At 72.5% G+C, this 23,317-nt stretch carries 16 protein-coding genes; 7 read left to right on the top strand and 9 right to left on the bottom strand.

From position 1 onward, the window contains the following. Positions 1 to 42: 42 nt before the first annotated feature. From IW245_RS18785 to IW245_RS18775, 3 genes are read right to left on the bottom strand one after another with little or no spacing between them, the layout of a single operon-like run. Positions 43 to 1,251 (bottom strand): hypothetical protein, encoded by a 1,209-nt coding sequence (locus IW245_RS18785; RefSeq protein WP_197004484.1) that lies wholly within the window; start codon positions 1,249 to 1,251, stop codon positions 43 to 45. Beyond that, entirely contained in the window at positions 1,245 to 2,501 is a 1,257-nt protein-coding gene (locus tag IW245_RS18780) for a glucarate dehydratase family protein (RefSeq protein ID WP_197004483.1), read from the bottom strand. The genes IW245_RS18785 and IW245_RS18780 overlap by 7 nt, the downstream gene beginning before the upstream one ends. Continuing rightward, positions 2,502 to 3,413 (bottom strand): 5-dehydro-4-deoxyglucarate dehydratase, encoded by a 912-nt coding sequence (locus IW245_RS18775; RefSeq protein ID WP_203787643.1) that lies wholly within the window; start codon positions 3,411 to 3,413, stop codon positions 2,502 to 2,504. A 100-nt stretch (positions 3,414 to 3,513) separates the two neighbouring features. Here IW245_RS18775 and IW245_RS18770 point away from each other — a divergent pair, with 100 nt between their 5' ends. Further along, a complete protein-coding gene (locus IW245_RS18770; protein WP_197004481.1) occupies positions 3,514 to 4,287 on the top strand; it encodes an IclR family transcriptional regulator in 774 nt (257 codons plus the stop codon). Between the two features lie 66 nt (positions 4,288 to 4,353). Here IW245_RS18770 and IW245_RS18765 read toward each other — a convergent pair whose 3' ends face one another. Further along, a complete protein-coding gene (locus IW245_RS18765; protein ID WP_197004480.1) occupies positions 4,354 to 5,841 on the bottom strand; it encodes a polysaccharide lyase 6 family protein in 1,488 nt (495 codons plus the stop codon). A gap of 168 nt (positions 5,842 to 6,009) precedes the next feature. On the opposite strand from IW245_RS18765, the gene IW245_RS18760 reads away from it, so the two are divergent. The 3 genes from IW245_RS18760 (at position 6,010) to IW245_RS18750 (ending at position 12,094) form a co-directional block, all read left to right on the top strand. Beyond that, positions 6,010 to 7,521: a glycoside hydrolase family 28 protein gene (locus IW245_RS18760; RefSeq protein ID WP_233473144.1), complete on the top strand. Its 1,512-nt coding sequence runs from the start codon at positions 6,010 to 6,012 to the stop codon at positions 7,519 to 7,521. A 109-nt stretch (positions 7,522 to 7,630) separates the two neighbouring features. Next, complete coding sequence (locus IW245_RS18755) at positions 7,631 to 10,534, top strand: YbhB/YbcL family Raf kinase inhibitor-like protein (protein ID WP_233473145.1); 2,904 nt, start codon at positions 7,631 to 7,633, stop codon at positions 10,532 to 10,534. Between the two features lie 162 nt (positions 10,535 to 10,696). Next, complete coding sequence (locus IW245_RS18750) at positions 10,697 to 12,094, top strand: MFS transporter (RefSeq protein ID WP_231398854.1); 1,398 nt, start codon at positions 10,697 to 10,699, stop codon at positions 12,092 to 12,094. Between the two features lie 72 nt (positions 12,095 to 12,166). Here IW245_RS18750 and IW245_RS18745 read toward each other — a convergent pair whose 3' ends face one another. After that, entirely contained in the window at positions 12,167 to 13,006 is an 840-nt protein-coding gene (locus IW245_RS18745; protein WP_197004479.1) for a chitosanase, read from the bottom strand. A gap of 235 nt (positions 13,007 to 13,241) precedes the next feature. Between IW245_RS18745 and IW245_RS18740 the strand changes: the two genes are divergently transcribed. From IW245_RS18740 to IW245_RS18730, 3 genes are all read left to right on the top strand, one after another. Beyond that, on the top strand, positions 13,242 to 14,990 hold the full coding sequence (locus IW245_RS18740; protein WP_197004478.1) for an ABC transporter ATP-binding protein: 1,749 nt from the start codon (positions 13,242 to 13,244) through the stop codon (positions 14,988 to 14,990). A 221-nt stretch (positions 14,991 to 15,211) separates the two neighbouring features. Continuing rightward, positions 15,212 to 16,375: a threonine--tRNA ligase gene (thrS, locus tag IW245_RS18735; RefSeq protein WP_197004477.1), complete on the top strand. Its 1,164-nt coding sequence runs from the start codon at positions 15,212 to 15,214 to the stop codon at positions 16,373 to 16,375. Positions 16,376 to 16,455: 80 nt separating this feature from the next. Further along, positions 16,456 to 18,324, top strand: a complete 1,869-nt coding sequence (locus tag IW245_RS18730; RefSeq protein ID WP_197004476.1) for a S8 family serine peptidase — start codon at positions 16,456 to 16,458, stop codon at positions 18,322 to 18,324. 238 nt (positions 18,325 to 18,562) lie between these two features. Here the strand turns inward: IW245_RS18730 and IW245_RS18725 are convergent, their stop codons facing one another. From IW245_RS18725 to IW245_RS42260, 4 genes are all read right to left on the bottom strand, one after another. Then, on the bottom strand, positions 18,563 to 19,609 hold the full coding sequence (locus IW245_RS18725; RefSeq protein WP_197004475.1) for a Gfo/Idh/MocA family protein: 1,047 nt from the start codon (positions 19,607 to 19,609) through the stop codon (positions 18,563 to 18,565). Positions 19,610 to 19,673: 64 nt separating this feature from the next. Further along, positions 19,674 to 20,573 (bottom strand): TolB-like translocation protein, encoded by a 900-nt coding sequence (locus tag IW245_RS18720; RefSeq protein ID WP_197004474.1) that lies wholly within the window; start codon positions 20,571 to 20,573, stop codon positions 19,674 to 19,676. Further along, positions 20,570 to 21,793, bottom strand: coding sequence for an MFS transporter (locus IW245_RS18715; protein WP_197004473.1), 1,224 nt, complete (start codon positions 21,791 to 21,793; stop codon positions 20,570 to 20,572). The genes IW245_RS18720 and IW245_RS18715 overlap by 4 nt, the downstream gene beginning before the upstream one ends. Beyond that, positions 21,793 to 23,247 (bottom strand): alkaline phosphatase family protein, encoded by a 1,455-nt coding sequence (locus IW245_RS42260; protein WP_197004472.1) that lies wholly within the window; start codon positions 23,245 to 23,247, stop codon positions 21,793 to 21,795. Before IW245_RS42260 ends, IW245_RS18715 begins: the two co-directional genes overlap by 1 nt. Positions 23,248 to 23,317: the final 70 nt, after the last annotated feature.

The following is a 23,317-nucleotide window of genomic DNA, read 5'->3' as shown; positions in this document are numbered from 1 at the left end:
GGGCCGAGGGGGTCCGCCCCGCCCCGGCCCCGGACCGCGTCGTCAGCCCTCGAAGGCCTTGACCGCGGACGCGAAGCCGTCGTGCCGGCCGGCCGGGGCCAGGCCCAGGTGGTAGAGGTGCAACTCGTCGGCCCCGGCGGCCCGTAGCCGGCCCACGTGCCCGGCGACCTCGTCGAGCCCGACCGGCGCCAGCACCGTCATATAGGCCCCGACCCGGACGTCGGGGCCGACCGCCGACCGCATCGCGGCCACCCCCGCCGCCGTCCCGGGACCGGTCGGCCACGCGGGCACCAGCACCGACGCCACCCCCGGCAGGGACGTCGCCCCCGGAGCCCCCGGCACGGCCGCCGGAGCGGTCCCGGCCGGCGACCCGGCCACGGCAAGGCCAGGGGACGGCCCCGTCGCCCACGGGTCCGGGGACGCGTGCAGGGTCACCCGGATGCCGGCGGGCAACCCCGCCAGGACCTCCCCCCGGAGGGCGGTGGCCGCCGCGTGCCGGGCTTCGAGTACCCCCGAAGCGGTCTCGGCGCCGATCAGCTCCGCGACGGGCGCGTCGACGTCGGTGGACGCGGACAGGGCGCGCACCACGGCCCGCAGGTCCGCGACGATCCGATGGTCGTCGAGGCCCCGGGCCCGCCACGCCGCCCGGCAGGCCGCGCAGCAGCACACCGACAACAGCCGCACGCTCGCCGGCGACCAGGCCCCGTCGGTCTTCTCGTGGTGCGACAGGTGCGTGAGCCCCAACTGCCCGCAGGCCTCGAGTGAAACCCCTTCGACGGGTACGTCGCGACACGCCTCCGCGGCGAGCGTCGCGGCGTACTCCCGGACCTCCGTCCACTGCGGACACAGTGCGTAGGGGTAGCGCTCCCCGAAGCAGTTCACGACGGTCACGTCCGGGTGCGCCGTGCCGAGCCGGGTGTTGTGGGTGAGCACCACCCAGGCGTTCACCGGCAGCCCGGCGGTGGCGAGGATCCGGGCCGCGTCCCCGAACGGGTCCGGTTCGGACAGCCACCCGGGCGCGAGGGGCGCGAGCCGGCGCCCGGACCACACCTCGGGCCGGACCCGCCGGTACAAGGCCGCGTAGGAGGCGTCGACGACCTGGCGGGTCGGGTGCAGGGGGGTGGCGGCGCGGCAGGAGTGGTAGGCGGCGGCCAGGGTGACCGCCCCGACGCCGAGGCCGGCGGCCCGGGCCGGGAAGTCGGGATCGCCGAGCACGTCCCACGGATAGGTGTGCCCCGCGACGGTCACCACCGGGGCCGCCGGTTGTCGTACCCCGGATCGATGGTCCTCATGTAGCCCAGGTCGTCGCGGGACGTGATCCCGCAGCTCAGATAGTTGGCGTGCAGCCGGTCGAGCGCGTCGTGGTCGAGTTCGACGCCGAGGCCGGGGGAGTCGGGCACCACGGCGGCCCCGTCGACGAACCGCAGCGGCTCGGACACGACGTCGACCCCGCCCTGCCACGGCGTATGCGTATCACACGCGTACGTCAGGTTCGGTGTCGCGGCGGCCAGGTGCGTCATCGCGGCGAGCGAGATGCCCAGGTGCGAGTTGGAGTGCATCGACACCCCGAGCCCGAACGCCGCGCACACCGCGATCAGGTCCCGCGACCCGCGCAGCCCGCCCCAGTAGTGGTGGTCGGCGAGGATGACGCCCACGGCACGCCGCCGGACGCCCGGTTCGAGGTCGTCGACGGACACGACGCACATGTTGGTGGCCAATGGCATCGACGCGGCGGCGGCGACCTCGGCCATGCCGTCGATCCCGGCCGTCGGGTCCTCCAGGTACTGCAGCAGCCCCTCCGTCTCCTTCGCCACCGAGATCGCGGTCGCGGGGCTCCACGCCGCGTTGGGGTCCAGCCGCAGCGGCAGCCCAGGGAAGGCCGCGTGCAGCGCCCGGATCGCCGCGACCTCCTCCTCCGGCGGGAAGACGCCGCCCTTGAGCTTGATCGACCCGAAGCCGTACTCGTCGATCATGCGGCGGGCCTGCTCGACGATGCCGTCGGGGTCCAGCGCCGCACCCCACCGGTCGGGCTCCGCGCCGGGGTGCCCGGCCCACTTGTAGAACAGGTACGCGCTGTACGGCACGGCGTCGCGGACCTTGCCGCCGAGCAGCGCGTGCACCGGCCGGCCGACGGCGCGGCCCTGGAGGTCCCAGCAGGCGACCTCGAAGGAGGCGAACACCCGGGCCCGGGTCTTCTCCCCGGTCGACCCGCCGGTCAGCCCGTGCTTGTCCGGGGTGTTCACGCCCCGGGCGACGGCCCCGACCCTGCGGTCCAGCTCGTTGAGGTCGAAGGGGTCGAGCCCGACCAGGGTCGGCGCGACGCGGTCGAGCAGGTCGAGGTGCGCGGCGTCGCCGTACGTCTCGCCGAGGCCGACCAGCCCGGTGTCGGTGCGGACCTGGACGACGGCCCGCAGCGCCCACGGCTGGTGCACCCCGGCCGCGTTGAGCAGCGGCGGGTCGGGGAACGCGATCGGGGTCACCAGCACACTGTCCACGCGCATCTACGCCACCGCCTTGTGTCCGTTGTCGAGGATCTCCGCGAGCCGCGCGACGTGCGGGCCGGTCGGGTCGAGCAGGGGCGGGCGGACCCCGCCGAGGTCGAGTCCCCCGAGCCGGGCGCCCGCCTTGACCAGGGCGACCGCGTAGCCGGGCACCTCGTCGCGCAGTTCGGCGAACGGGGCGTAGAACTCCGCGATCAGTCGCCGGGTGGTCGCGGTGTCGTCCGCGTGCACGGCGGCGTGGAAGGCCAGCGCGATCCGGGGCGCGAAGCAGAACACCGCCGAGGAGTAACTGGGCACCCCGATCGCCCGGTACGCCTGCGCGGACAGTTCCGCCGTGGGCAGCCCGTTGAGGAACCCGAACGCCTCGGCGCGCGGATGTCCGCTGGCCCGCACGGCGGTGACGATCCGCAGGAAGGCGTCCACGTCGCCGATCCCGTCCTTGATCCCGATGACGGTGGGCAGGTCGAGCAGCGCCACGGCCGTGGCGGAGGTGAGCCGGGCGTTGGCGCGCTGGTACACGATCAGGGGCAGGTCCGTGCCGGCCGCGACGTGCTCGACATAGCCCAGGTACCCGGCCGGCGGGCCCGTGACCAGGTACGGCGGGAGCAGCAGCAGGCCGTCCGCCCCGTTCTCGGCGGCGGCGACCGCGAATTCCCTGGCGACGGCCGGCCCCCCGCCGGCTCCGGCGAACACCGGCACCCGGCCGGCGACGGTCTCCACGGCCGCCCGGACCACCTCCCGGTACTCCGCGGGGGACAGTGCCCCGAACTCGCCGGTGCCGCACGCGACGAACAGCGCCCCCGGGCCTCCGGCCAGCTGCTGTTCGAGGTGTTCGCGGTACGCGGCGAGGTCCACCCGGTCGCCGGCGGTGAACGGGGTCAGCGGAAACGACAGCAGTCCGTCTGGAAGCATCGCGGCACTCCGGTTCATATATGTGGACGGCAGCCAGTATGCTGCACACCATGTGAGATGAAGTTATCGTTCGCTATAGTGGCAGTCAATACACGCGTAGATGGGACGGACAATGGAGTCCTCGCTGGTCAAGTCCGCCGAACGGACCGTCCGCATCCTCGAGGCCCTGGCGGCCTCACCCGACCGGCTCACGCTGTCGGAGCTGCAGAAGCGGGTCGGCTACCCGCGCAGCAGCCTGCACGCGCTGATCCGCACCCTCGCCGAGCTGAAGTGGATCGAGGCCGACGAGACCCGCTCGGCCTACGGCATCGGGCCGCACGCGCTGCTCACCGGCACCGCCTACCTCGACAAGGACCCGGCGTTGTCCTTCGCCCGGGAGGCCCTGGAGGACCTGCGCGCCGAAATCGGTTATACAGTACATTTCGCCCGGCGGGACGAGGGGCACGTGCTCTACCTGGCCAGCCGGGAGTCCCGCGAGGCGGTCCGGATCATCTCCCGGGTCGGCCGCCGGCTGCCCGCGCACCTGACGGCCCTCGGCCAGGCGCTGCTCGCTGGGCTGACCGACGACGAGGTGGTGACGCTGCTCGACGAGCCGCTGGCGGCGCTCACCGTCGACAGCATCACGGACATGCCGACCCTGGTCGCGGAGCTCGACCAGGTCCGGGCGCGCGGCTGGGCCTTCGAGCGCGGCCAGGGCACGCCCGGGGTGGCGTGCGTGGCGTGCGCGGTGGACTACCGCATCCCCGCCAGCGACGCGATCAGCTGCTCGATGCCGGCGGACCTGCCGCAGGCGGAGATCGACCGGGTCATCGAGGCGGTCGTGAAGCACACCCGGGCGCTGGGCGCGACCCTGCGCAAGGAGGGCGTGCGCTAGTCAGGGCCCGGCCCGATCCCGGGCCGCGCGTCCCGCGATCGGGCCGCGCGGCCCGGGACCGCCGCCTCAGGGCCCGGTCGGGCCCACGTCCGCCGGGGTGAGCGGCCCGCGGGTCGCCCCCGGTGCCCCGGTCTCGTCCGCGCCGACGTCCTTCCGCCCGCCCCGGACCTGCCCGTCCAGATCCAGACCCACCTGGGGGTACGCCCCCACGGCCCCGTCGATCGCCGGCGACCCGGCGGCCGGCCGGTACAGCCCGGTCGCGTCCCGCACCAGGCGCGGATCCACCTGCCGGTAGCCGCCGGCCGGCATGCCGGGTGTGCCCGACCAGGCGATGTTGCCGGCGAAGGTGAGCTCGCTGCCCTGCTTGACCTGGACCAGCGCCCCGCCGCCCGTACCGAGCAGGATCGTGTTGGCGAGGGTGACCGTCCTCGGCCCGTACTTCTTGCCCCCGCCGAACACCACGAGCGGCCCCGCGCCCACGAATGTGTTGAACGCCGCGAGCAGCCGGTCGGCCCGCTCGTGGTCGGTGGTGCTCCCGGTGTCGTCGACGATCTCGCCGCCGCCCACCGACAGGGCCGGGTAGCCGCTGTTCTGCACGACGTTGTCCACGACCACGTGGTCGTCGCCGTACACCCGGATGCCGCCGGCGCCACCGAGCAGCAGGTTGCCCTCGACCCGGGTCCGGTTGCCGTGCCGCAGCGTGATGGTCCCCTGGCAGTTCAGCAGCGTGTTGTACCGGACCACGTTGTCCGAGGACTTCACCGAGACGACCTCGAGGTCCCCGTCGCACCGCTCGAACAGGTTGTTCTCGATCCTGCCGCGCGCCGACGCGTGCTGGCGGCCGCTGAGCCCGAACCGGATCGCCTCGCCGCCGTTGCCGCCCCGGTAGGAGTGGTCGAGGAAGTGGTTGTGGTGGACCAGCACCCGCTGCGCCATCCCCGAGCCCGGTCCGACCACCTCGACGAAGTTGCCGAGGGTGCTCTTGTGTTGGAACAGGTTGTGGTCGAGTTCGCAGTCGTCCCCGGCGACCGTCACCCAGTACTGCGTCGACCCGGCGAGCCGCACCACGTTGCGGGTGAGCCGCACGAAAGCAGAACCGGCCGGCACCTCGATCCCGGCGGTGTGCGTGAACCGGAAGCCCTCGACGACCACGTGCGACACCCCGGAGCCGAACGCGAACCCGGCCGTGCCCGTGATCTCCGCCCGGCCCAGGTGCGCGGCGGCGACCGTGACCGGTGCCGCAGCCGTCCCGGACCGGGGGACGAGGATCGGGGAGGTCGTGGTGTGGACGCCGTCGGCGAGTTCGATCCGGTCGCCCGGCTGGGCCCGGCCGAGCGCGGTCCGCAACGCCGCCACCGAGGCGACCGGCACGATCCGGGCGGCCTGCGCGACCCGGTCGGTCCGGGTCGCTTCGGTCTGGTCGGCGGGGATGGTCGGGTCGGCCGGCGACCGCCGGGGGTCGGCGACCGTGGCGTCGGCCGGCCGCCAGGAGCCGAGGGGGAGCGCGAGGACGAGGGCCGCGCCGAGTGCGACCCGACGGGAGATGGGATTCATGGCGGCCTCCGTGGGGCGGGCGTCGGATCCTCACCGTATGTCGGTCCGCGACGGGGTCCCAGGTGCCTTTTCGCCGGGCGGAAACGGTCACCACCCGAACACGCTGGCGGAACATCCTGTCCGACAGGCCGGGTGTGTCCGCGCCGCGGCCGACGAAGGGAGACCATCGTGTCGACTCGAAGAGTGGGACCCGTTCTCGTAGCGGTCACGGCGGCGGTGGCCGCCACAGCAGCCCCGGCGACAGCAGCCCCGGCCACCTCCACGTCAGCGCCGTCCGCCGCCGTCTTCAACGTGAGGAACTACGGCGCGAAGGGCGACGGCAACGCCAACGACACCGCCGCCATCAACAAGGCCATCGTCGCGGCCAACCACGCGACCGGCGGCGGCACTGTCCAGTTCCCGGCCGGCACCTACCGGTCGGCGACCACCATCCACATGCTCAGCGACGTGACCCTGCGCCTCGACGCCGGCTCGACGATCAAGGGTTCGGGCGCCGACACCTACGACCCGCCGGAGCCGAACCCGAACGACAGGTACCAGGACTACGGGCACAGCCACTTCCACAACGCGATGATCCACGGCGACCGGCTGACCAACATCGGCTTCACCGGCTCGGGCACCATCGACGGCGGCGGCAACCTGATCACCGGCAACCCGAAGTCCGGCGAGGCCGACAAGATCCTCTCGCTGACCCGGTGCGACGGGCTGACCCTGTCGGGCATCACCCTCAAGCGCGGCGGGCACTTCGCGGCCCTGATCAACGGGTGCGACCACGTGACGTCGGACCGGTTGACCATCGACACGGCGGGGGACCGGGACGGCTGGAACATCATCAGTACCAGAAATGTCGTCATCACCAACATCCACGCCGCGGCCAACGACGACGCCCTGGTCTTCAAGAGCGACTACGCCCTCGGCCAGAAGCTGCCCAACGGCAACGTCACGGTGGACACCGCCCAGCTGTCCGCCGGCTGCTGCAACGCGCTGATGTTCGGCTCGGAGACCTGCGGGGACTTCACCCACTACCGGTTCAGCCACGTCACGATCACCGGCGCGGGCAAGTCGGGCCTGGGCCTGGTGTCGATGGACGGCGCGCGGATCTCCGACGTGCGCTACGACGACGTCACGATGGCGAACACCGCCTCCCCGATCATGCTGAAGGTCGGCACCCGGAAGCGGTGCGGCGACGGCCCCGGCGTCGGGAGCATCAGCGACATCCACTTCAGCAACGTCCGCGGCACGAGCGCCGGGGCCTACAGTCCGACCATCTGGGGCCAGCCGGGGCACCCGGTGACGGACGTCAGCTTCGACCACGTCGACCTCACGGTGCCCGGCGGGCACGCCGCGACGGACCCGACGAAGGTGCCGGACGACACCGGCGACTACAACCCGAAGAGCCTGGGCACCCGGCCGGCCTACGGCTGGTACCTGCACGAGGTCAGCGGGATCACCTTCACCGCCAGCTCAGTGCGGTTCGCGGCGGACGACCAGCGGCCGGCGGTGATCGTCAACGCCGGCTCGGACGTCACCTTCGACCACTTCACGGCCCAGCGGGGCTCCGGCGGACCGTTCGACCTGGGATTCCAGCACGTTTCCGGGTACTGCGTCACCGCCGCCACCACCACCGCCGGCGGCCCGGCGAAGGTGTCGGCCACGGGTTCGACCAGCTCCTGCGGTTGAAGGTCGTCCCGCCGGGCGGACTGCGTCGTTGACACGTGTCCCTCCCCGGTGGTCTGATCGCGGCGCCATTCAGGTAAGGAAGGCTATCTATCCATTGTGAGGTGAGTCCGTGAAGTCCAGACCCCTTCTGCGTCTCCTGCCGGCGTTCGGCTCGGCGCTGCTGGTCGCGGCCATGCTCCCGGCCGGCAGCGCCGCCGCCGCGGCCACCCGCTACGAGGCGGAGAACGCCACCATCGTCCAGGGCGTGGTCGCCACCAACCACACCGGATACTCCGGTACCGGCTTCGTCGACTCCACCAACGCCGTCGGCAGCTACGTCGAGTTCACCGTGACCGCCGCGTCGGCCGGCACCGCCACGATCGGGGTGCGCTACGCCAACGGCACCGCCGCCGACCGCCCCGCCGATGTGACGGTGAACGGCACCGTGGTCGCGGCCGGCGCGTCGTTCCCGGCCACCGCGAACTGGGACACCTGGGCGACGAGGACGCTCACCGCGCCCGTGGTGGCCGGTGCCAACAAGATCCGGCTCACCGGCACCACGGCGACGGGTGGTCCCAACCTCGACTACCTCGACGTGGACGTCACGGCCTCCCCGGGCGCCGACTACCAGGCTGAGAACGCCACGATCGTCGGCGGCGTCGTCGAGGCCAACCACACCGGCTACACCGGCACCGGCTTCGTCAACTACGACAACGCCGCCGGCGGCTACGTCGAGTTCACGGTGAACGCGGCGGTGGCCGGCAACCACGCCCTCGCGGTCCGGTATTCCAACGGCACCACCACCGACCGCCCCCTCGACGTGTCGGTGAACGGCAGCGTGGTCGCCCCGGCGGTGTCGTTCCCCTCCACCACCACCTGGGACACCTGGGCGACGCGGACCGTGAACGCCGCACTCACCGCCGGCGCCAACACGGTCCGGCTCACCGGCTCCAGCGCCGCCGGCGGTCCCAACCTCGACAAGCTCGGCGTGGCCGCCCCCACGGACACCGAGTCGCCGACCGTCCCGCCGAACTTCCGGCTCGTCGGCGCCCCGACCCCCAACCAGGTCCAGGTGGCCTGGGACCCGGCGACCGACAACGTGGGCGTGGCCCTCTACCAGGTGTACAACGGCGGCAACATCGTCGCCGAGATCGGCGGCAACGTCACCACCACCGCGGTGCGCAACCTGACCCCGAACACCCGCTACATCCTCACCGTCGCCGCGCGCGACGCGGCCGACAACGTCTCGCAGGCCAGCAACAGCCTCGACATCACCACCCCGCCGAGCGACGACACCCAGCCGCCGACCGTCCCGGCGAACCTGCACACCACGAACGTGTCGGCCACCAGCGTCACCCTGGCCTGGACGGCCGCCACGGACAACTCCGCGGTGACCGGCTACAACGTCTACCGCGACGGCACGAAGTTCGCCACGGTGCCCGACCTGCAGGCCACGGCCGACAGCCTGACCGCCAACACCACCTACGCCTTCACCGTGGAGGCGTTCGACGCCAACAACAACGTCTCGCCGCGCAGCCCCGCGCTGTCGGTGCGGACCCCCGGCTCCGGGGGCGGCGGTGGCGACCCGGTCTACGACAAGGACATCACCAAGCTCGACCTGCCGTGGGGGATCGGGTTCCTGCCCGACGGGTCCGCGCTGGTCAACGAGCGCGACCGGTTCGAGATCGTCCGGGTCACCGCCGACGGGCAGAAGACCGTCGTCGGCAAGGTCACCGAGGCCGTCACGACCGGCGGCGAGGGCGGCCTGCTCGGGCTCGCGGTGTCGCCGAGCTACGCGTCCGACCACTACGTCTACATCTACTACACGTCCTCCTCGGACAACCGGGTCGCCCGGCTCACGTACGAGAACGGGGCCATCGGGGCCCGCGAACCCATCGTCACCGGCATCGCCAAGAACCAGTTCCACAACGGCGGCCGGCTCAAGTTCGGCCCGGACGGCTTCCTCTACATCGCCACCGGGGACGCCAAGACCAGCTCCCGTGCCCAGGACCTCAACTCCCTCAACGGCAAGATCCTCCGGGTCACCACGACCGGGGCGGCGGCGCCCGGCAACCCGTTCGGCACCCGGATCTACTCCTACGGGCACCGCAACGTCCAGGGCCTGGCCTGGGACTCCCAGGGCAGGCTGTGGGAGTCCGAACTCGGCGAGAGCACCTGGGACGAGCTCAACCTGATCCAGCCGGGCAAGAACTACGGCTGGCCGACGTGCGAGGGCAAGTGCTCCGACTCGCGCTACGTCAGCCCGGTGCAGCAGTGGGACGTCGCCGCCGCCTCGCCCAGCGGCCTGGAGATCGTCAACGACTGGATCTACATGGCCGCGATCCGGGGCAGCCGGCTGTGGGTCATGCACATCACCGGGGCCACCACCGACGCGCCCCGGGCGTTCTTCAACGGCCGGTGGGGCCGGCTGCGCACCGTCGTCAAGACCCCCGACGGCGGCCTGTGGCTGACCTCCACGAACAACGACAAGAACGGCGGCACGCCCAGCGTGCTGGACAACGTGATCGTCCGGCTGAAGTTCGCAGGCTCGCCGTTCAGCCTGACGAGCGGCGCGTTCCCGGCGGGCGGCACGATCCCGGTGAAGTACACCTGCCAGCAGGACGGGGTGGCCGGCAACGACATCTCGCCCCCGCTGGCCTGGGGCGCGAGCGCCGGGGCGAAGAGCTACGCGATCACCCTGGTCGACACGGCCAACAGCAACAAGCACTGGGTGATCTGGGACGTCGCGCCGAGCGCCGGCTCGCTGCCCGAAGGGCTCGGCCTCGGCTACGACGTGCCGGGGAACGCGCCGGCGAAGCAGAAGGGGATGAGTACCGGGAACAAGGCCCTGCAGTTCTTCGGCCCCTGCCCGGGCGGGAGTTCCCATCAGTACGAGTTCACGTTGTACGCCATCGACGTGGCCACCCTCCCCGGCGTGACCTCCTCCTCGACGGTCGCGGCGGTGGAGACGGCGATCCTCGCGCACGACCTGGCCAGCACTAAACTGGCGGGGATCTCCGCGGCCCACACCTGAGGCCGTGCCGCGGCCCGCTCCTGTCGCCGCGGCGCGACCCGATGAGCCGCGAAACGGCGGCCCTCGGGCCGTGACGCACCGCGCGGCCCCCACCGGGGCCGTGACGCTCAACCCGGCCGGGCTGGTCTCCCCAGCCCGGCCGGCACCACGCCGGGAGGCACGTTGTCCGACCGGCGACGGGGCCTGGTCCTGGCGATCTGCTGCATGAGCCTGCTGATCGTCGGCCTCGACAACACCATCGTCAACGTGGCGCTGCCGGCGATCCAGCGCGAGTTCCACGCCACGGTCTCCGACCTGCAGTGGACGATCGACTCCTACGTCGTCGTGCTGGCCAGCCTGCTGATCCTGTCCGGCTCGACGGCCGACCGGCTCGGGCGGCGGCGCACGTTCCAGGTCGGTCTGGTGCTGTTCACCGGCGGCTCGTTCCTGTGCGGGCTGGCCCCGTCCCTCGGCTGGCTGGTGGCGGCCCGGATCGTGCAGGCCGTCGGTGGCTCGATGCTCAACCCGGTGGCCATGTCGATCATCACGAACACGTTCACCGAGCCCCGGGAGCGGGCCCGGGCGATCGGCGTGTGGTCCGGCGTGGTCGGGATCAGCATGGCGCTCGGCCCGGTGGTCGGCGGCCTGCTCGTCGGTACCGTCGGCTGGCGGGCGATCTTCTGGATCAACATCCCGATCGGGCTCGCGGCGGTGGTGCTGACCGCGCTGTTCGTGCCCGAGTCGCGCGCGCCCCGCCCCCGCCGGCCCGACCTGGTCGGCCAGGCCCTGGTGATCACGCTGCTGGGCTCCCTGACCTCCGCGATCATCGAGGGCCCGGTGGCCGGCTGGTCCTCGCCGCTGATCGTTGGCCTGTTCGCGCTCGCCGCCGCGGCACTGGCCGCCCTGCTGCTGTACGAACCGCGCCGGGCCGACCCGCTCCTGGAGTTGCGGTTCTTCCGCAGCGCCCCGTTCTCCGGGGCCACGCTGATCGCGGTCAGCTCGTTCGCGGCGCTCGGCGGGTTCCTGTTCCTCAACACGCTCTACCTGCAGACCGTGCGGGGCCTGTCCGCGGCGCACGCCGGCCTGGCCGTCCTGCCGATGGCCGCCATGGTGCTGGTCTTCGGCCCGCTGTCCGGCCGGCTCGTCGGCCGCCGGGGCCCGCGCCTCCCGCTGCTGCTCGCGGGCGCCGCCATCGCCGCCAGCGGCCTGATGATGCTCCCGGTGACGGCCACGACGCCGCTGGGCTGGCTGATCGCGGCCTACGCCGTCTTCGGGTTCGGCTTCGCCGTGGTCAACCCGCCGGTCACCCAGACGGCCGTGTCGGGCATGCCCCGCGCCCAGGCCGGGGTCGCCGCGGCGATCGCGTCCACCAGCCGGCAGGTCGGCCAGTCCCTCGGGGTGGCCGTCGCCGGGGCGCTGGTCGCCTCGGCGCTGGCGGCGACCGCCCGCCCGCTCGGCGCGGCGGATCTGCCCTGGTGGCTCATCATCGGGTACGGGGTGCTGGTCCTCGCGGTCACGCTGCTCACCACGGGGGCCGGCCTGGTGCGCGCGGAACCCGCCGACCTGCCGGGCCCCCTGTGACACCGGGCCGTGCCCGACGCGACGGCGCGCGGACAGCGACCTCCGCTGCCCGCGCGCCGGCCGTGCCGGTGACTAGCTGGCGATGTGGAACGGGTCGCCGTAGACCTTCCAGCTCAGCGGCGGGTTCAGGTCGAGGTTGCCGGCCTTGAGGAACACCCGCTGCTCGGTGTCGACCCGGCTGGTGTCGGCGTGCGCCTCCTCGTGCTTCATGGCGACCTTGCGCGCGTCGAGGAACGCGTTGAGGTAGGCCACCTGGTCCCCGCCCTGCGACGGCGGCTTGGCCTTCTTCAGCGCGTTCTTCCGGATCGAGCTGAAACTGTCGCGGTCGCCACCGTCGCCGTGCATCACGATGGTGTCGTAGTAGGCGAACTGACCCAGGGCCCACAGGCCGTCGGCCTTGGCCTGGTTGACGGCCGGGGTGAAGTACACCCGGTCGCGCTCGTCGTCCTGGGCCTTCTTGAAGGCGGCGTCGTTGGCGGCGGTCTTCCAGTCCTTCTCGAAGGCCGAGCCGAGGCCGGCGTGCGACTCGGTGCCGTTGACCTTGCGCAGCGCCGGCAGATACTTGGCCAGCACGTTGCCCGGCTTGCGCTGGGCGTACAGCTCCACCAGGTCGAGCATGTCCCCGGTGCCGGAACAGAACCCGATGATCCCGGCCGTGTACCCGCGCCCGTCCTTGATGTCCTCGATGTACTTGTACTGCGCCTTCCAGTCCAGCGAGGAGTTCTCAGCGCTGGACACCAGCTGCATGGCGATGTCCTTCTTGTGCGGGTCGGTCAGGTCGACGTGCGCGGCGGTGACGTGGGATCCGAGCGCTTCGGACTGCGCGTAGGCGGAGCTCGCGAGGGCGAGGGGAGCCGCCGCGACGAGGGTCACCGCCGTGGCCAGCCCGACGAGTCGATGGGTGATCCGCATGAGGGGTACCTCCTGAGGGGGAAGGTTAGGAAGGTTGCCTAACGAATCAACCACTGATCTTCGTCGCTGTCAACGGCACGGGACAAACGTGGCCCGGCACCGCCCTTTCGGACCGCCGGGCACCCGATCGCGACCGTCCGTGTCCTCCCTCCGAAGGGGACCCGTCTCGTTCTCGGGACCGACTGCCGGACGCGCGGGGCCGGATACCCTCGAAGACGTTGATCGGGAGGCAGCAATGTCGGAGTCGAAGCCCAGACCCACCGTGGGATTGCGGTCGCTGTTGCCCTACCTGCGCGCGTACCGCGGCACCCTCGCCGTGGTCGCCGTGCTCTCGCTGGTCGCCGCCGCCGGCACCCTGGTGCAGCCACTCGTCACCCGCGAGCTGCTGAACGCGATCGGCGCCCGTGAGTCGTTCGGCCGGTTCGTCCTGATCCTGGTGGGGCTGCTGATCGGCGCGTCGGTCGTCGACAGCGTCCGGGAGTATCTGTTGCAGCGCACGGCCGAGGGCATCGTGCTGTCGTCGCGCCGCCGACTGACCGGCCACCTGCTCCGCCTGCCGATCGTGGAGTACGACCGCCGGCGGGTCGGGGACCTGCTCTCCCGGGTCGGCGCGGACACCACCCTGCTGCGGGCCGTGGTCACCTCCGGCCTGTTCGAGATCGTCTCCGGCGCCGTCATGGTCCTCGGCTCGGCCACCGCAATGATCGTGCTGGATCCGCTGTTGTTCGCGGTCACCCTCGTCGGCCTCGCCGCCGGGCTGGCCGCCGGGATCGGCTTCGCCGGCAAGGTCCGCAAGGCGTCGCTGGAGGCCCAGACCCGGGTCGGGGAGATGACCTCCGCCGTCGAGCGGGCCATCTCCGCCGCCCGGACCATCCGGGCCAGCCGGGCCGAGGCGCGCGAGACCGAGGTGGTCTCCGCCAGCGCCCGCGACGCCTACGACGCGGGCCTGCGGATCGCCCGGCTCCAGGCCTTCATCCGCCCCACGGTCGTGACCGCGATCCAGGGCTCCTTCCTCCTGGTGCTGGGCGTGGGCGGCGCCCGGGTCGCCAGTGGACACATCACGGTCGGCGACCTGGTCGCGTTCATCCTGTTCCTGTTCTTCCTCGTGATGCCGCTCGGCGGCGCGCTCCAGGCGTACACGCAGCTGCAGGCCGGGCTCGGCGCGCTCGAGCGGATCGAGGAGATCCTGACCCTGCCGGCGGAGACCGACCATGACACGGGGGCGGCGGGGGTGCCGGTCGGCGGCCCGGCCGTCGAGTTCGACCAGGTCGGCTTCTCCTACGAGAACGGCGACCCGGTGCTCCGCGACGTGAGCTTCACCGTGCCGTACGGCACCCGCACCGCCCTGGTCGGCCCGTCCGGCGCCGGCAAGTCCACCCTGCTGTCCCTCGTCGAGCGCTTCTACGAACTGGAGTCCGGCCAGTTGCGGGTCGCCGGCCGCGACGTCCGCGACCAGCCCCGCGACGAGCTGCGCTCCCACCTCGGCTACGTCGAGCAGGAGGCCCCGGTCCTCGCCGGCACCCTGCGGGACAACCTGCTGCTCGCGTCCCCGTCGGCCACCGACGCCCAGATGGCCGACGTGCTGGCCGCCGTCAACCTGACCGACCTGATCGACCGGACCCCGCTCGGGCTCGACGCCCAGGTCGGGGAGGGCGGCGTGCTGCTGTCCGGCGGGGAGCGCCAACGGCTCGCCATCGCCAGGACCCTGCTGTCGGCCCCGCCGATCCTGCTGCTCGACGAGCCGACCAGCAACCTCGACGCCCGCAACGAGGCCGCGCTCCGCCAGGCCATCTCGGCCGTCGCGGAGAACCGCACCCTGATCGTGGTCGCGCACCGGCTGTCGACGGTGGTCGACTCCGACCAGATCGTGGTCCTCGAACACGGCAAGGTCGTGGCGGTCGGCCGGCACGCGGAGCTCCTGGAGAGCAGCCCGCTGTACCGCGAACTCGCCGCCCACCAGTTCCTGGTCGCCGCCGACTCCTGAGGCCGCCGCTCCTTCGGAATGTCCGGATCAACCCGGTTGCGGCGGGTCGGTGCCGGGGGTAGCCTTGCCGACATGATCCGCGCCAGCATGTCGACGACGACGCCAGGACACCCCTGGCGACGGACCGACGCGCGGTAACCCACGCGAACGACCAGCCCCGGGGCATGTGCCCCGGGGCTTTGTCTTCCGATGCGTGTGCCCCAGCATCGAAGGAGCACACGATGAGCGCCAAACTCGCCCGCGAACTGGGCCTGATCCACAACCACCCGCTGATCGGCGCCGGCCTGCCGGTCTGGCTGCCGGCCGGGGCCGCTGTCCGGTCCGCCATCGAGGACTACGTGCGGGGCCTGGAACGCCGGGCCGGCTACCAGCAGGTCTACTCCCCGCCGATCGGCAAACGCGAGCTCTACGAGCTGTCCGGGCACTGGCAGCACTTCGCCGAGGACATGTTCCCTCTGATGGACGACGAGGTGCTGCGGCCCAGCCTGTGCCCGCACCACGCGCTCGTGTTCGCCGCCCGGGGCCGGTCCTACCGCGAGCTGCCGGTCCGGATCGGCGAGATCGGCCAGATGTTCCGGGCCGAGCGCTCCGGGGTCGTCGGAGGGCTGAACCGGGTCCGGTGCATCACCCTCAACGACGCGCACCTGTTCTGCGCCCCGGAGCAGCTCGACGCGGAGGTCGGCTCCGTGCTCGACCTGATCGGCGAGTGCTACGACAAACTCGGCATTTCCGGGTACCGGTACCGGCTGTCGCTGCGGGGGCCCGGTGCCAAGTACGTCGACGGGGACGGGATGTGGGCGCGGGCCGAGGGCATCCTGCGCGCGGCCCTCGTCGAGCGCGGGTGTGAGTTCGAGGAGCTGCCCGGCGAGGCGGCGTTCTACGGACCGAAGATCGACATCCAGGTACCGGACGCCGCCGGTCGCGAGTGGACCCTCTCCACCATCCAGCTCGACTTCCACAAGCCGGAGCGCTTCGGCCTGGAATACACCGATTCGGACGGTTCGCGACGCCGCCCCGTGATGATCCACCGGTCGCTGGTCGGCTCGATGGAACGCCTGCTCGGACTGCTCCTCGACCAGCACGACGGCGCCCTGCCGGCCTGGTGCGCGCCGGTGCAGGTCGCGGTGCTCCCGATCGGGGACGCGCCGGTGGACGCCTTCGTCGCGGCGGCCCGCGCGGCCGGACTGCGGATCGAGGTGCACGCCGACGGCGCGCTCGGGGCCCGGGTGGCGCGGGCGCGGGACGGGCGGGTGCCGTACGTGGCCGTGATCGGGGCCCGGGAGGCCGCCGCCGGGACCGTGGCCCTGCGGAGCCGGGGTGCCTCCGAGCCCAGCGTGTTACCGGTTTGTGCTGCGGTGTCACTGATCGGCGACCACGCTGTGTAACGGGTCAGTCCACAGTGTTCTCTATGACACCCGCGCGCGATAGGGTCGGGCATCCGTTTGATCTGACGTGGGAGGCCCCCTTGCCCAGGAGAGTTACGGCACTGACGGCGGCGTTCGCGCTCGCCTTACCTCTGGCCGTCATGGCCGTCGCCGGCACCGCGTCCGCCGAACCGGCCGCGCCGGCGGCGGCCAGCAAGATCCCGAGCCTGGTCGCCGACCGGGTCTCGAAGATCCGCGCGGCTGTCGGCGGCACGCACGGCCTGCGTGCCGCCGGGCTGTCCGACACCCAGCTCGACACCCTCGGCGCCGGCTTCCTCACCATCACGCCCGCCGGCGGCATCGACCTCACGCTGCACGCCACCGGCCCGGTCGGCAAGGCCGAGGAGCAGGCGCTGCGGGACCTGGGCGCGACCGTCGTGGACAGCTCCGGCGAGTTCGCGAAGGTGCCCGGGGTGGCGCTGCCCGAGGTCGGCCTGATCCACGCCGTCGTGCCCTACGACAAGGTCGACGCCGTCGCCGGCCTCGGCTGGGTCGCCACCGTGCGTCCCACCCTCAAGCCGCAGGTCGACTCCGAGCCGCTGGTCGCCGAGGGCGCGCCGCTGCACCGGACCGACGTCGCCAACTCCCGGGGCCTGACGGGCGCCGGCCAGAAGGTCGGGTTCATCTCCGACGGCGTGACCCACCTGGCCGACTCCATCGCGCGCGGCGAACTGCCGGCCGACGCCACCGCGCTCGCTGTCGGCGACGGCGACGAGGGCACGGCGATGATGGAGATCGTCCACGACATGGCCCCCGACGCGAAGCTCGCCTTCCACACCGTGGGCGACGACCTGACCTCCTACGTGGGCGCGTTCCACAACCTGGCGGCGTGGGGCGCGAACCTGATCGCCGAGGACATCGCGTTCGACGACGAGCCGGCGTTCCAGCAGGGCCTCGGCGCCGTGACGGCCGAGAAGCTCGCCCAGCAGGGCGTCTGGGTCAGCTCCTCGGCGGGCAACCTGGGCGCCAAGCACGCCTCCCGGGCCCCGGCGGTCGGCACCGGCCGCACCCCCGACGGCGTGGCCGGCGGCTACGCGCACTGCCCGAGCGTCCCGAACAACACGGTGAACCTGCGCGGCACGGACAACACCTACGACGTCATCGTCCGGCCCGGCGGCACGCTCCTGCCCACCCTCCAGTGGAGTGAGCCGCGCGCCATCTACCCGACGGTCGGCCAGGGCGGCTTCACCAACCTCAACCTGTACCTGATGACGGCCGACGGCAGCGACTGCCTCGCGTCCAGCACCAACGTGCAGGCCAACGGGGTCGGCGACACCATCGAGCAGCTGGTCTTCCAGAACACCACCGGCGCGAACATCCCGGCGAAGCTCGTCGTGGACGTGGCCGGCACCTCCTCGGCGGTCAAGGCCCCGACGTTCGACCTGCGGTGGCGCACCTCGGGCGTGACCACGGTCGACCCGGGTGACCGGGCCGGCTCGCTCAACCCGGACTCCAACTACCTCGGCTTCGCGACCAGCGCCGGCGCGGTGGCCTCGAACGTCTCCGTCAACCCTGCCACCGTCCCGCTGGAGTCCTACAGCGCGGCCGGCCCGGTGCAGATCATGTCGACCACGGTGTGTGCCTCCGGCGTCGGGCCGTGCACCGGCGTGGCCGGCGGCGGGTTCCGTTCCTTCGTCGCGCCGGCCTGGGGCGCGGCCGACGGCGTGACCGTCAGCGGCGTCGGCGGCTTCGGCTCCGGCACCTGCCCGTCGGCGGTCCAGGGCGGATGCCGCTTCTTCGGCACCTCGGCGGCGGCGCCGTCGGCGGCCGGTGTCGCGGCGCTGATCCGTCAGCAGATCGGCGCCTCGCAGTCGCCGCTCGCCGTGAACCGCACGATGTACGCGCTGGCCCTCAAGCGGCCGGAGAACGCCGGCTTCGGCGCTGGCGTCCTGCGGGCGACGACCTACTAGGACGCGATGTCCCGCCGGGCCACCCGGCCCGGCGGGACCCCGTAGCCGTTCACGGGCGGCGGGACCCCGCTGCCGTCCACTGGGCGGCGTGGTCCGGCGGGGAGTCACCGACGCGTGCCGGGTCGGTCTCCTCCGTAACCGGATCATGGTGTTGCTCTTGGGTGTCCGTTCCTTTCCGGGGCGGGCACCCTTTCCTGTGGCAGGCGGACCGTGACCCTGCGGAGGGCGGACCGTGACCCTAGGCCAGGCGCACCGTGACGCCCTCGGCCGAGGACCGGCGCGCGGCCTCCAGCACCGTCAGGGTCGCCACGGCGTCGCGCGGGTCCACCGGCCCCGGCCCCTCGCCGCGCAGCGCCCCCAGCACGCCCCGGTAGAACGCCGGGTAGTCGCCCGGCTCCGTCGGCACCGGCTTCGCCGCCCCGTCGACGCCCAGTAGCCCCCAGGCCCCCTCGGGCTCCACACCCCAGCCGGGGCCGGGGAGCAGGCCGGCGCGCAGCGCGTTCTCCTGCGGGTCCAGGCCGTACTTCACATAGCCCGCCGCGTCGCCGAGCACCCGCAGCCGGGGCCCCACCTGGGCCGTGATCGCGCTGGTCCACAGGTGCGAGCGCACCCCGTTGACGTGCGTGACGGCCACGAACGCGTCGTCGTCCACCCCGGCGCTGGCCCGGCGGGTGTCCACCTCCGCGGAGACCTCCGCGGCCGGGCCGAACAGGGCCAGGGCCTGGTCGACCAGGTGACTGCCCAGGTCGTAGAGGGTTCCGCCGACCTCGGCCGGGTCGGCGTTCTCCCGCCAGCCCTCCTTGATCAGCGGCCGCCACCGCTCGAACCGGGACTCGAACCGGTGCACCCGGCCCAGCTCCCCGTCGGCGATCAACCGCCGGACGGTCAGGAAGTCGCCGTCCCACCGCCGGTTCTGGTAGACCGTGAGCAGCAGGCCGCGCTCCTCGGCCAGCTCGACCAGTTCGAGGGCCTCGGCGGACGTGCCGGCCAGCGGCTTGTCCACGACGACGCCGAGCCCCAGCCCCAGCGCGGCGGCGGCGTAGGGCACGTGGGTCCGGTTCGGGGAGGCGACCACCACCAGGTCGAGGTCGAGGGCGAACAGGTCCTCGATGCTCCCGACGATCCGGGCCCCCGGGTGCTGCCGGCGGACCCTGGACACCCGCTCGGGATTGTTCGTCAGCACGGAGGCCAGCTCCAGGCCTGGGGTCGTGGCGATCAGTGGGGCGTGGAAGGCTGAGCCGGCGAGCCCGTAGCCGATGAGTCCGATCCGGTAGGCGCGCGTCATCACCCCACCCTAGCCACGGAACCGCCGCGAACCGGGCGGAAAAGTCGAGCGGCCGGACCGGATGTCAGAGCGCCGCCGGGGACTCCGCGTCCGCAGCGAGCAGCCGGGGCGTCCCGGTCCCGTCCGCCGGCACCGCCCAGACGCCCTTGTCGACCCCGTAGCCGATCGTCGCGCCGTCGAGCCACGCCGCCTGGTCGTCGACGCTGCGGGTCTCCGCCAGCGGGGTCTCCGCGAGGGTGGCCAGGTCCAGCACCGTGAGCCGCCAGGTCCGGTCGGGCAGCATCTTCTTGTACGCGATCCGCGTCCCGTCCGGCGACAGCGACGGGCACTCCACGTTGTCCTTGACCTGCCTCATGGCCCGGGCCGCGAAGTCGCCCTCCATCAGGTACCGGTGCCCCCCGGTGGACATCGTCGCGTAGAACCGGTTGTCGTCGGCCGCGAAGGTGATCCCCCAGAAGTTGGCGTCCTGGTTGGGCCGGCCCTCCTGGACCGTGAAGTTCTCCAGGTTGCCGGCCAGGGTGCCGTCGCGGGCGTCGAGGATGCCGGACCGGGTGGCGAACTGGCCGCCGTTGTAGGAGTCCCCGGTCACGAACGTCGTCCACGACACCATCCGGCCGCTGGCGGACACCCGGGCCCGGTTCGGCAGCCCGTTGAGCGGGATGCTGCGCTTCGCCTTCAGGTCGGCGTCGAGGACCGTGACCTGGTAGGCGCCCACGTCCTCGCGCAGGCAGACCCCGGTGCCGTGCGCGGCGTACACCCGGGCGCAGCGCAGGTTCGACGCCCGTTTCGTGCCGTCCGGGCCGATCACGGCGAGCACGCCGTCGCTGCGCACCAGGAGTCCCGGACCGGCCAGGGACAGCGTCGAGGCCGTCGCGGGCGCTGGCCGGGTGAACCACACGTAGCCGAGGGCGGCGCCCGCGAGCACGACGGTCGCGGTCAGTGCGACCAGAATGCGCCACTTCATGAGGTACGTCCCTTGAGGAGGATCCCGGACACCGGCAGGGCCACGGCCACCGCCCCGGCCGCGACCAGGCACGCGACGGGCACGCCCCAGGCCTGCCAGGCGAGGCCGAACAGTACGGAGGATACGAGATAGGCGAGGGCCTGTCCCGACTGCACCAGCGCGAACCCGCTCGTCCGCAGTTCGGCGGGCAGTAGCGGGCCGGCCAGGGCCATCAGTACCCCGTCGGTGGCGGCGTAGAACAGGCCGTACAGGCCGAGGATCACCGGCAGCGGGCCGTGCCCGGAGGCGAGCAGCAGGTACACGGCGAGCAGCGCGGTGTACCCGCCGAGGACCACCGGCCAGCGGCCGATCCGGTCGGCGAGCCAGCCCAGCGGCGTGGCCAGCAGCAGGTAGGCGAGGTTCGCCCCGACCGCGAGCAGCGGGAACGTCCAGACCGGCAGGTCGTCGCGGCGCTGGAGGATCAGGTAGACGAACCCGTCGCCGACCGTCGTCGCGCCGAGGAGCACGGCGGCGACGCACAGTCCCCGGAACCGGCCGTCGCGCAGCAGCCCGAACGCACGGGGCAGCGAGGCCCGCACCGGCGGCAGTTCGTCGCGCCGGTCCCGGACGAACAGGACGAGGAGCAGCACCCCGAGCACGGCCGCGCAGAAGCTGGCGACGAACACCGCGTCGTAGGACTGCCCGGAGCCGGCGAGGGCCAGCACGGCCATCGCGCACAGCGGGCCGGCGAACGCGCCCATGCTGTCCAGCGTCCGGTGCACGCCGAACGCCCGGCCCAGCCCGTCGGCGGGGGAGGACAGCGTGATCAGCGCGTCCCGGGGCGCGGTGCGCAGGCCCTTGCCGGTCCGGTCGACGGCGATCACGGCCCCGATCGCGCCCGGCACGGCGCCGGCCGCGAGGAGTCCGAGTTTCGCCGCCGCCGACAGGCCGTAGCCGAGTCCGGCGACGAGCTTGCGCAGCCGGAACCGGTCGGCGACGTAGCCGCCGGCGAGCCGGGTCAGAGCCGTCGCGCCGGTGTACAGGCCGTCGACGACCCCGTACTGCGCGATGGACAGGTGCAGCCCGAGCACCAGGTACGCGGGCAGCACCGCCGTGACCATCTCGGCGGACACGTCGGTGACGAGGCTGACCAGCCCCAGGGCGAGCACGTTGCCGGCGACGAACCGGCGGGCCGGGGCGCCCTTGTCGGACGCCCCGGGTCGAACCGTGGAGAGGTACATCAGCCGATTGTGAGGGCTGCGTCGTCGATGACGAACGAGGTCTGCTGGGAGCTGTCCTCGACGCCGGTGAACTTCAGGGTGACCGTCTGGCCGGCGAAGGCCGCCAGGTTGAAGGTCTTCTGCGCGTACCCGGCCGCGGCGTTGACGTTGCTGTACGTGGCCAGGGTCGTGCTGCCGACCTGCACCGTGAGCTTGTCGTACACCGTGGAGCCGGTCTCCGCCGTGTCGATGTGCACCCAGAACGACAGCGTGTAGGACGCGCACCCGGCCGGCAGGGTCACCGACTGGGACAGGGTGTCGGTGTGGGCGGAGCCGTAGCCGTCCATCCACGCCTTCCAGGAGCCGGCGTGCGCCGGCTCGGAGGTGCCGTTGTCCAGGACGCCGGAGGTGGCGGTCCAGGGCGCGGCGGTGCCGGTCTCGAAGCCGGGGTTGCCGAGCTTCTGGCCGGGGCTGACGCAACCCGCGGTCGGGGTCGGGGTCGGGCTGCTGGTCGGGGTCGGGCTGGCCGTCGGCGTCGGCGACGGGCTCGGGGAGCTGGTCGGCGAGGCGGTCGGCGAGGCGGTCGGGGTCGGCGACGGGGTCGTCGTCGACCAGATGTCGGTGATCGGGGTCGCGGTGGCGGCGTTGCCGAGCGCGGACAGCCCGTAGGCGTCCTCCATGGTGCGGAGCACGTTGTAGTGGTTGATCTGCTCGGAGTACGTGCCGGTCCGGACCTTCTCGCCGACCATCACGGTGGCGATCTGGTTGACGGAGCTGAAGTTGTCCTCGTCGAACGTGGCGATCAGCAGGCTGTTGTGCGTCTTGGCCCACTGCGCGTAGCCGTCGAGCTTGTTCTTCAGCCAGGTGTCACCGGTGGACACCGAGCAGTCGTGCATGTCGTTGCACATGTCCGGTACCACGTAGGACACCGTCGGCAGCGTGGTGTAGTCGGTCGGGAACGCGCTGAACCGCACGTTGCTGGCGGCCGGCACGTTGCTGAAGTCGACCCACGGGTTGTGCTTGCGGGCGTAGTTGCCGCTGGAGCAGCCGGTGTAGCCGTCCGACGGCATCGACTCGGAGTACCCCTTGAAGGTGAATCCGGCGCCGATCAGCTGGCTGCCCAGGTTGGCGACGTTGCCGAGGTTGCGCGGGCAGGTGTCGTCGGTGACGCCCTGCTGGGAACCGGAGAACATCGCGACGTAGTTGCCCTGGCTGGGGTGGGTGACCCCGAAGGACTGGGTGAAGCTCGCGCCCTGTCCGGCGAGAGAGTTGAAGTACGGGGCGCTGGAGCTGCCGATGATGGTCGAGTAGTCCTTGTTCTCGAACACCACGACGACGACGTGGTCGGGGCGTGGCACCGCGGCGACAGCGACGGCGGTGCCCGAGGGGGTCTGCGAGGCCATCGCGACGCCGGCGCCGACGGTGGCGAGGGCCGCGACAGCTGCGGCCACGAAGGCCACCTGTCTCCTGAACATGTGTTCTCCTGAGGGGGTGAGTGGTTCACCGATCCGCGTCATGTTGCGGGTGGAGAATTGCCGGTTGCGA

This window comes from Longispora fulva (assembly GCF_015751905.1).
In the GTDB taxonomy this organism is placed as follows: domain Bacteria; phylum Actinomycetota; class Actinomycetes; order Mycobacteriales; family Micromonosporaceae; genus Longispora; species Longispora fulva.
This window is presented reverse-complemented; position numbering and strand designations above follow the sequence as displayed.

What these genes read in the sequence shown, in the direction of transcription:
- IW245_RS18780 (WP_197004483.1), bottom strand. Translation starts at nt 2,501, where the DNA reads ATGCGCGTGGACAGTGTGCTGGTGACCCCGATCGCGTTCCCCGACCCG.
- IW245_RS18775 (WP_203787643.1), bottom strand. Translation starts at nt 3,413, where the DNA reads ATGCTTCCAGACGGACTGCTGTCGTTTCCGCTGACCCCGTTCACCGCC.
- IW245_RS18770 (WP_197004481.1), top strand. Translation starts at nt 3,514, where the DNA reads ATGGGACGGACAATGGAGTCCTCGCTGGTCAAGTCCGCCGAACGGACC.
- IW245_RS18765 (WP_197004480.1), bottom strand. Translation starts at nt 5,841, where the DNA reads ATGAATCCCATCTCCCGTCGGGTCGCACTCGGCGCGGCCCTCGTCCTC.
- IW245_RS18745 (WP_197004479.1), bottom strand. Translation starts at nt 13,006, where the DNA reads ATGCGGATCACCCATCGACTCGTCGGGCTGGCCACGGCGGTGACCCTC.
- IW245_RS18740 (WP_197004478.1), top strand. Translation starts at nt 13,242, where the DNA reads ATGTCGGAGTCGAAGCCCAGACCCACCGTGGGATTGCGGTCGCTGTTG.
- thrS (WP_197004477.1), top strand. Translation starts at nt 15,212, where the DNA reads ATGAGCGCCAAACTCGCCCGCGAACTGGGCCTGATCCACAACCACCCG.
- IW245_RS18725 (WP_197004475.1), bottom strand. Translation starts at nt 19,609, where the DNA reads ATGACGCGCGCCTACCGGATCGGACTCATCGGCTACGGGCTCGCCGGC.
- IW245_RS18720 (WP_197004474.1), bottom strand. Translation starts at nt 20,573, where the DNA reads ATGAAGTGGCGCATTCTGGTCGCACTGACCGCGACCGTCGTGCTCGCG.
- IW245_RS18715 (WP_197004473.1), bottom strand. Translation starts at nt 21,793, where the DNA reads ATGTACCTCTCCACGGTTCGACCCGGGGCGTCCGACAAGGGCGCCCCG.
- IW245_RS42260 (WP_197004472.1), bottom strand. Translation starts at nt 23,247, where the DNA reads ATGTTCAGGAGACAGGTGGCCTTCGTGGCCGCAGCTGTCGCGGCCCTC.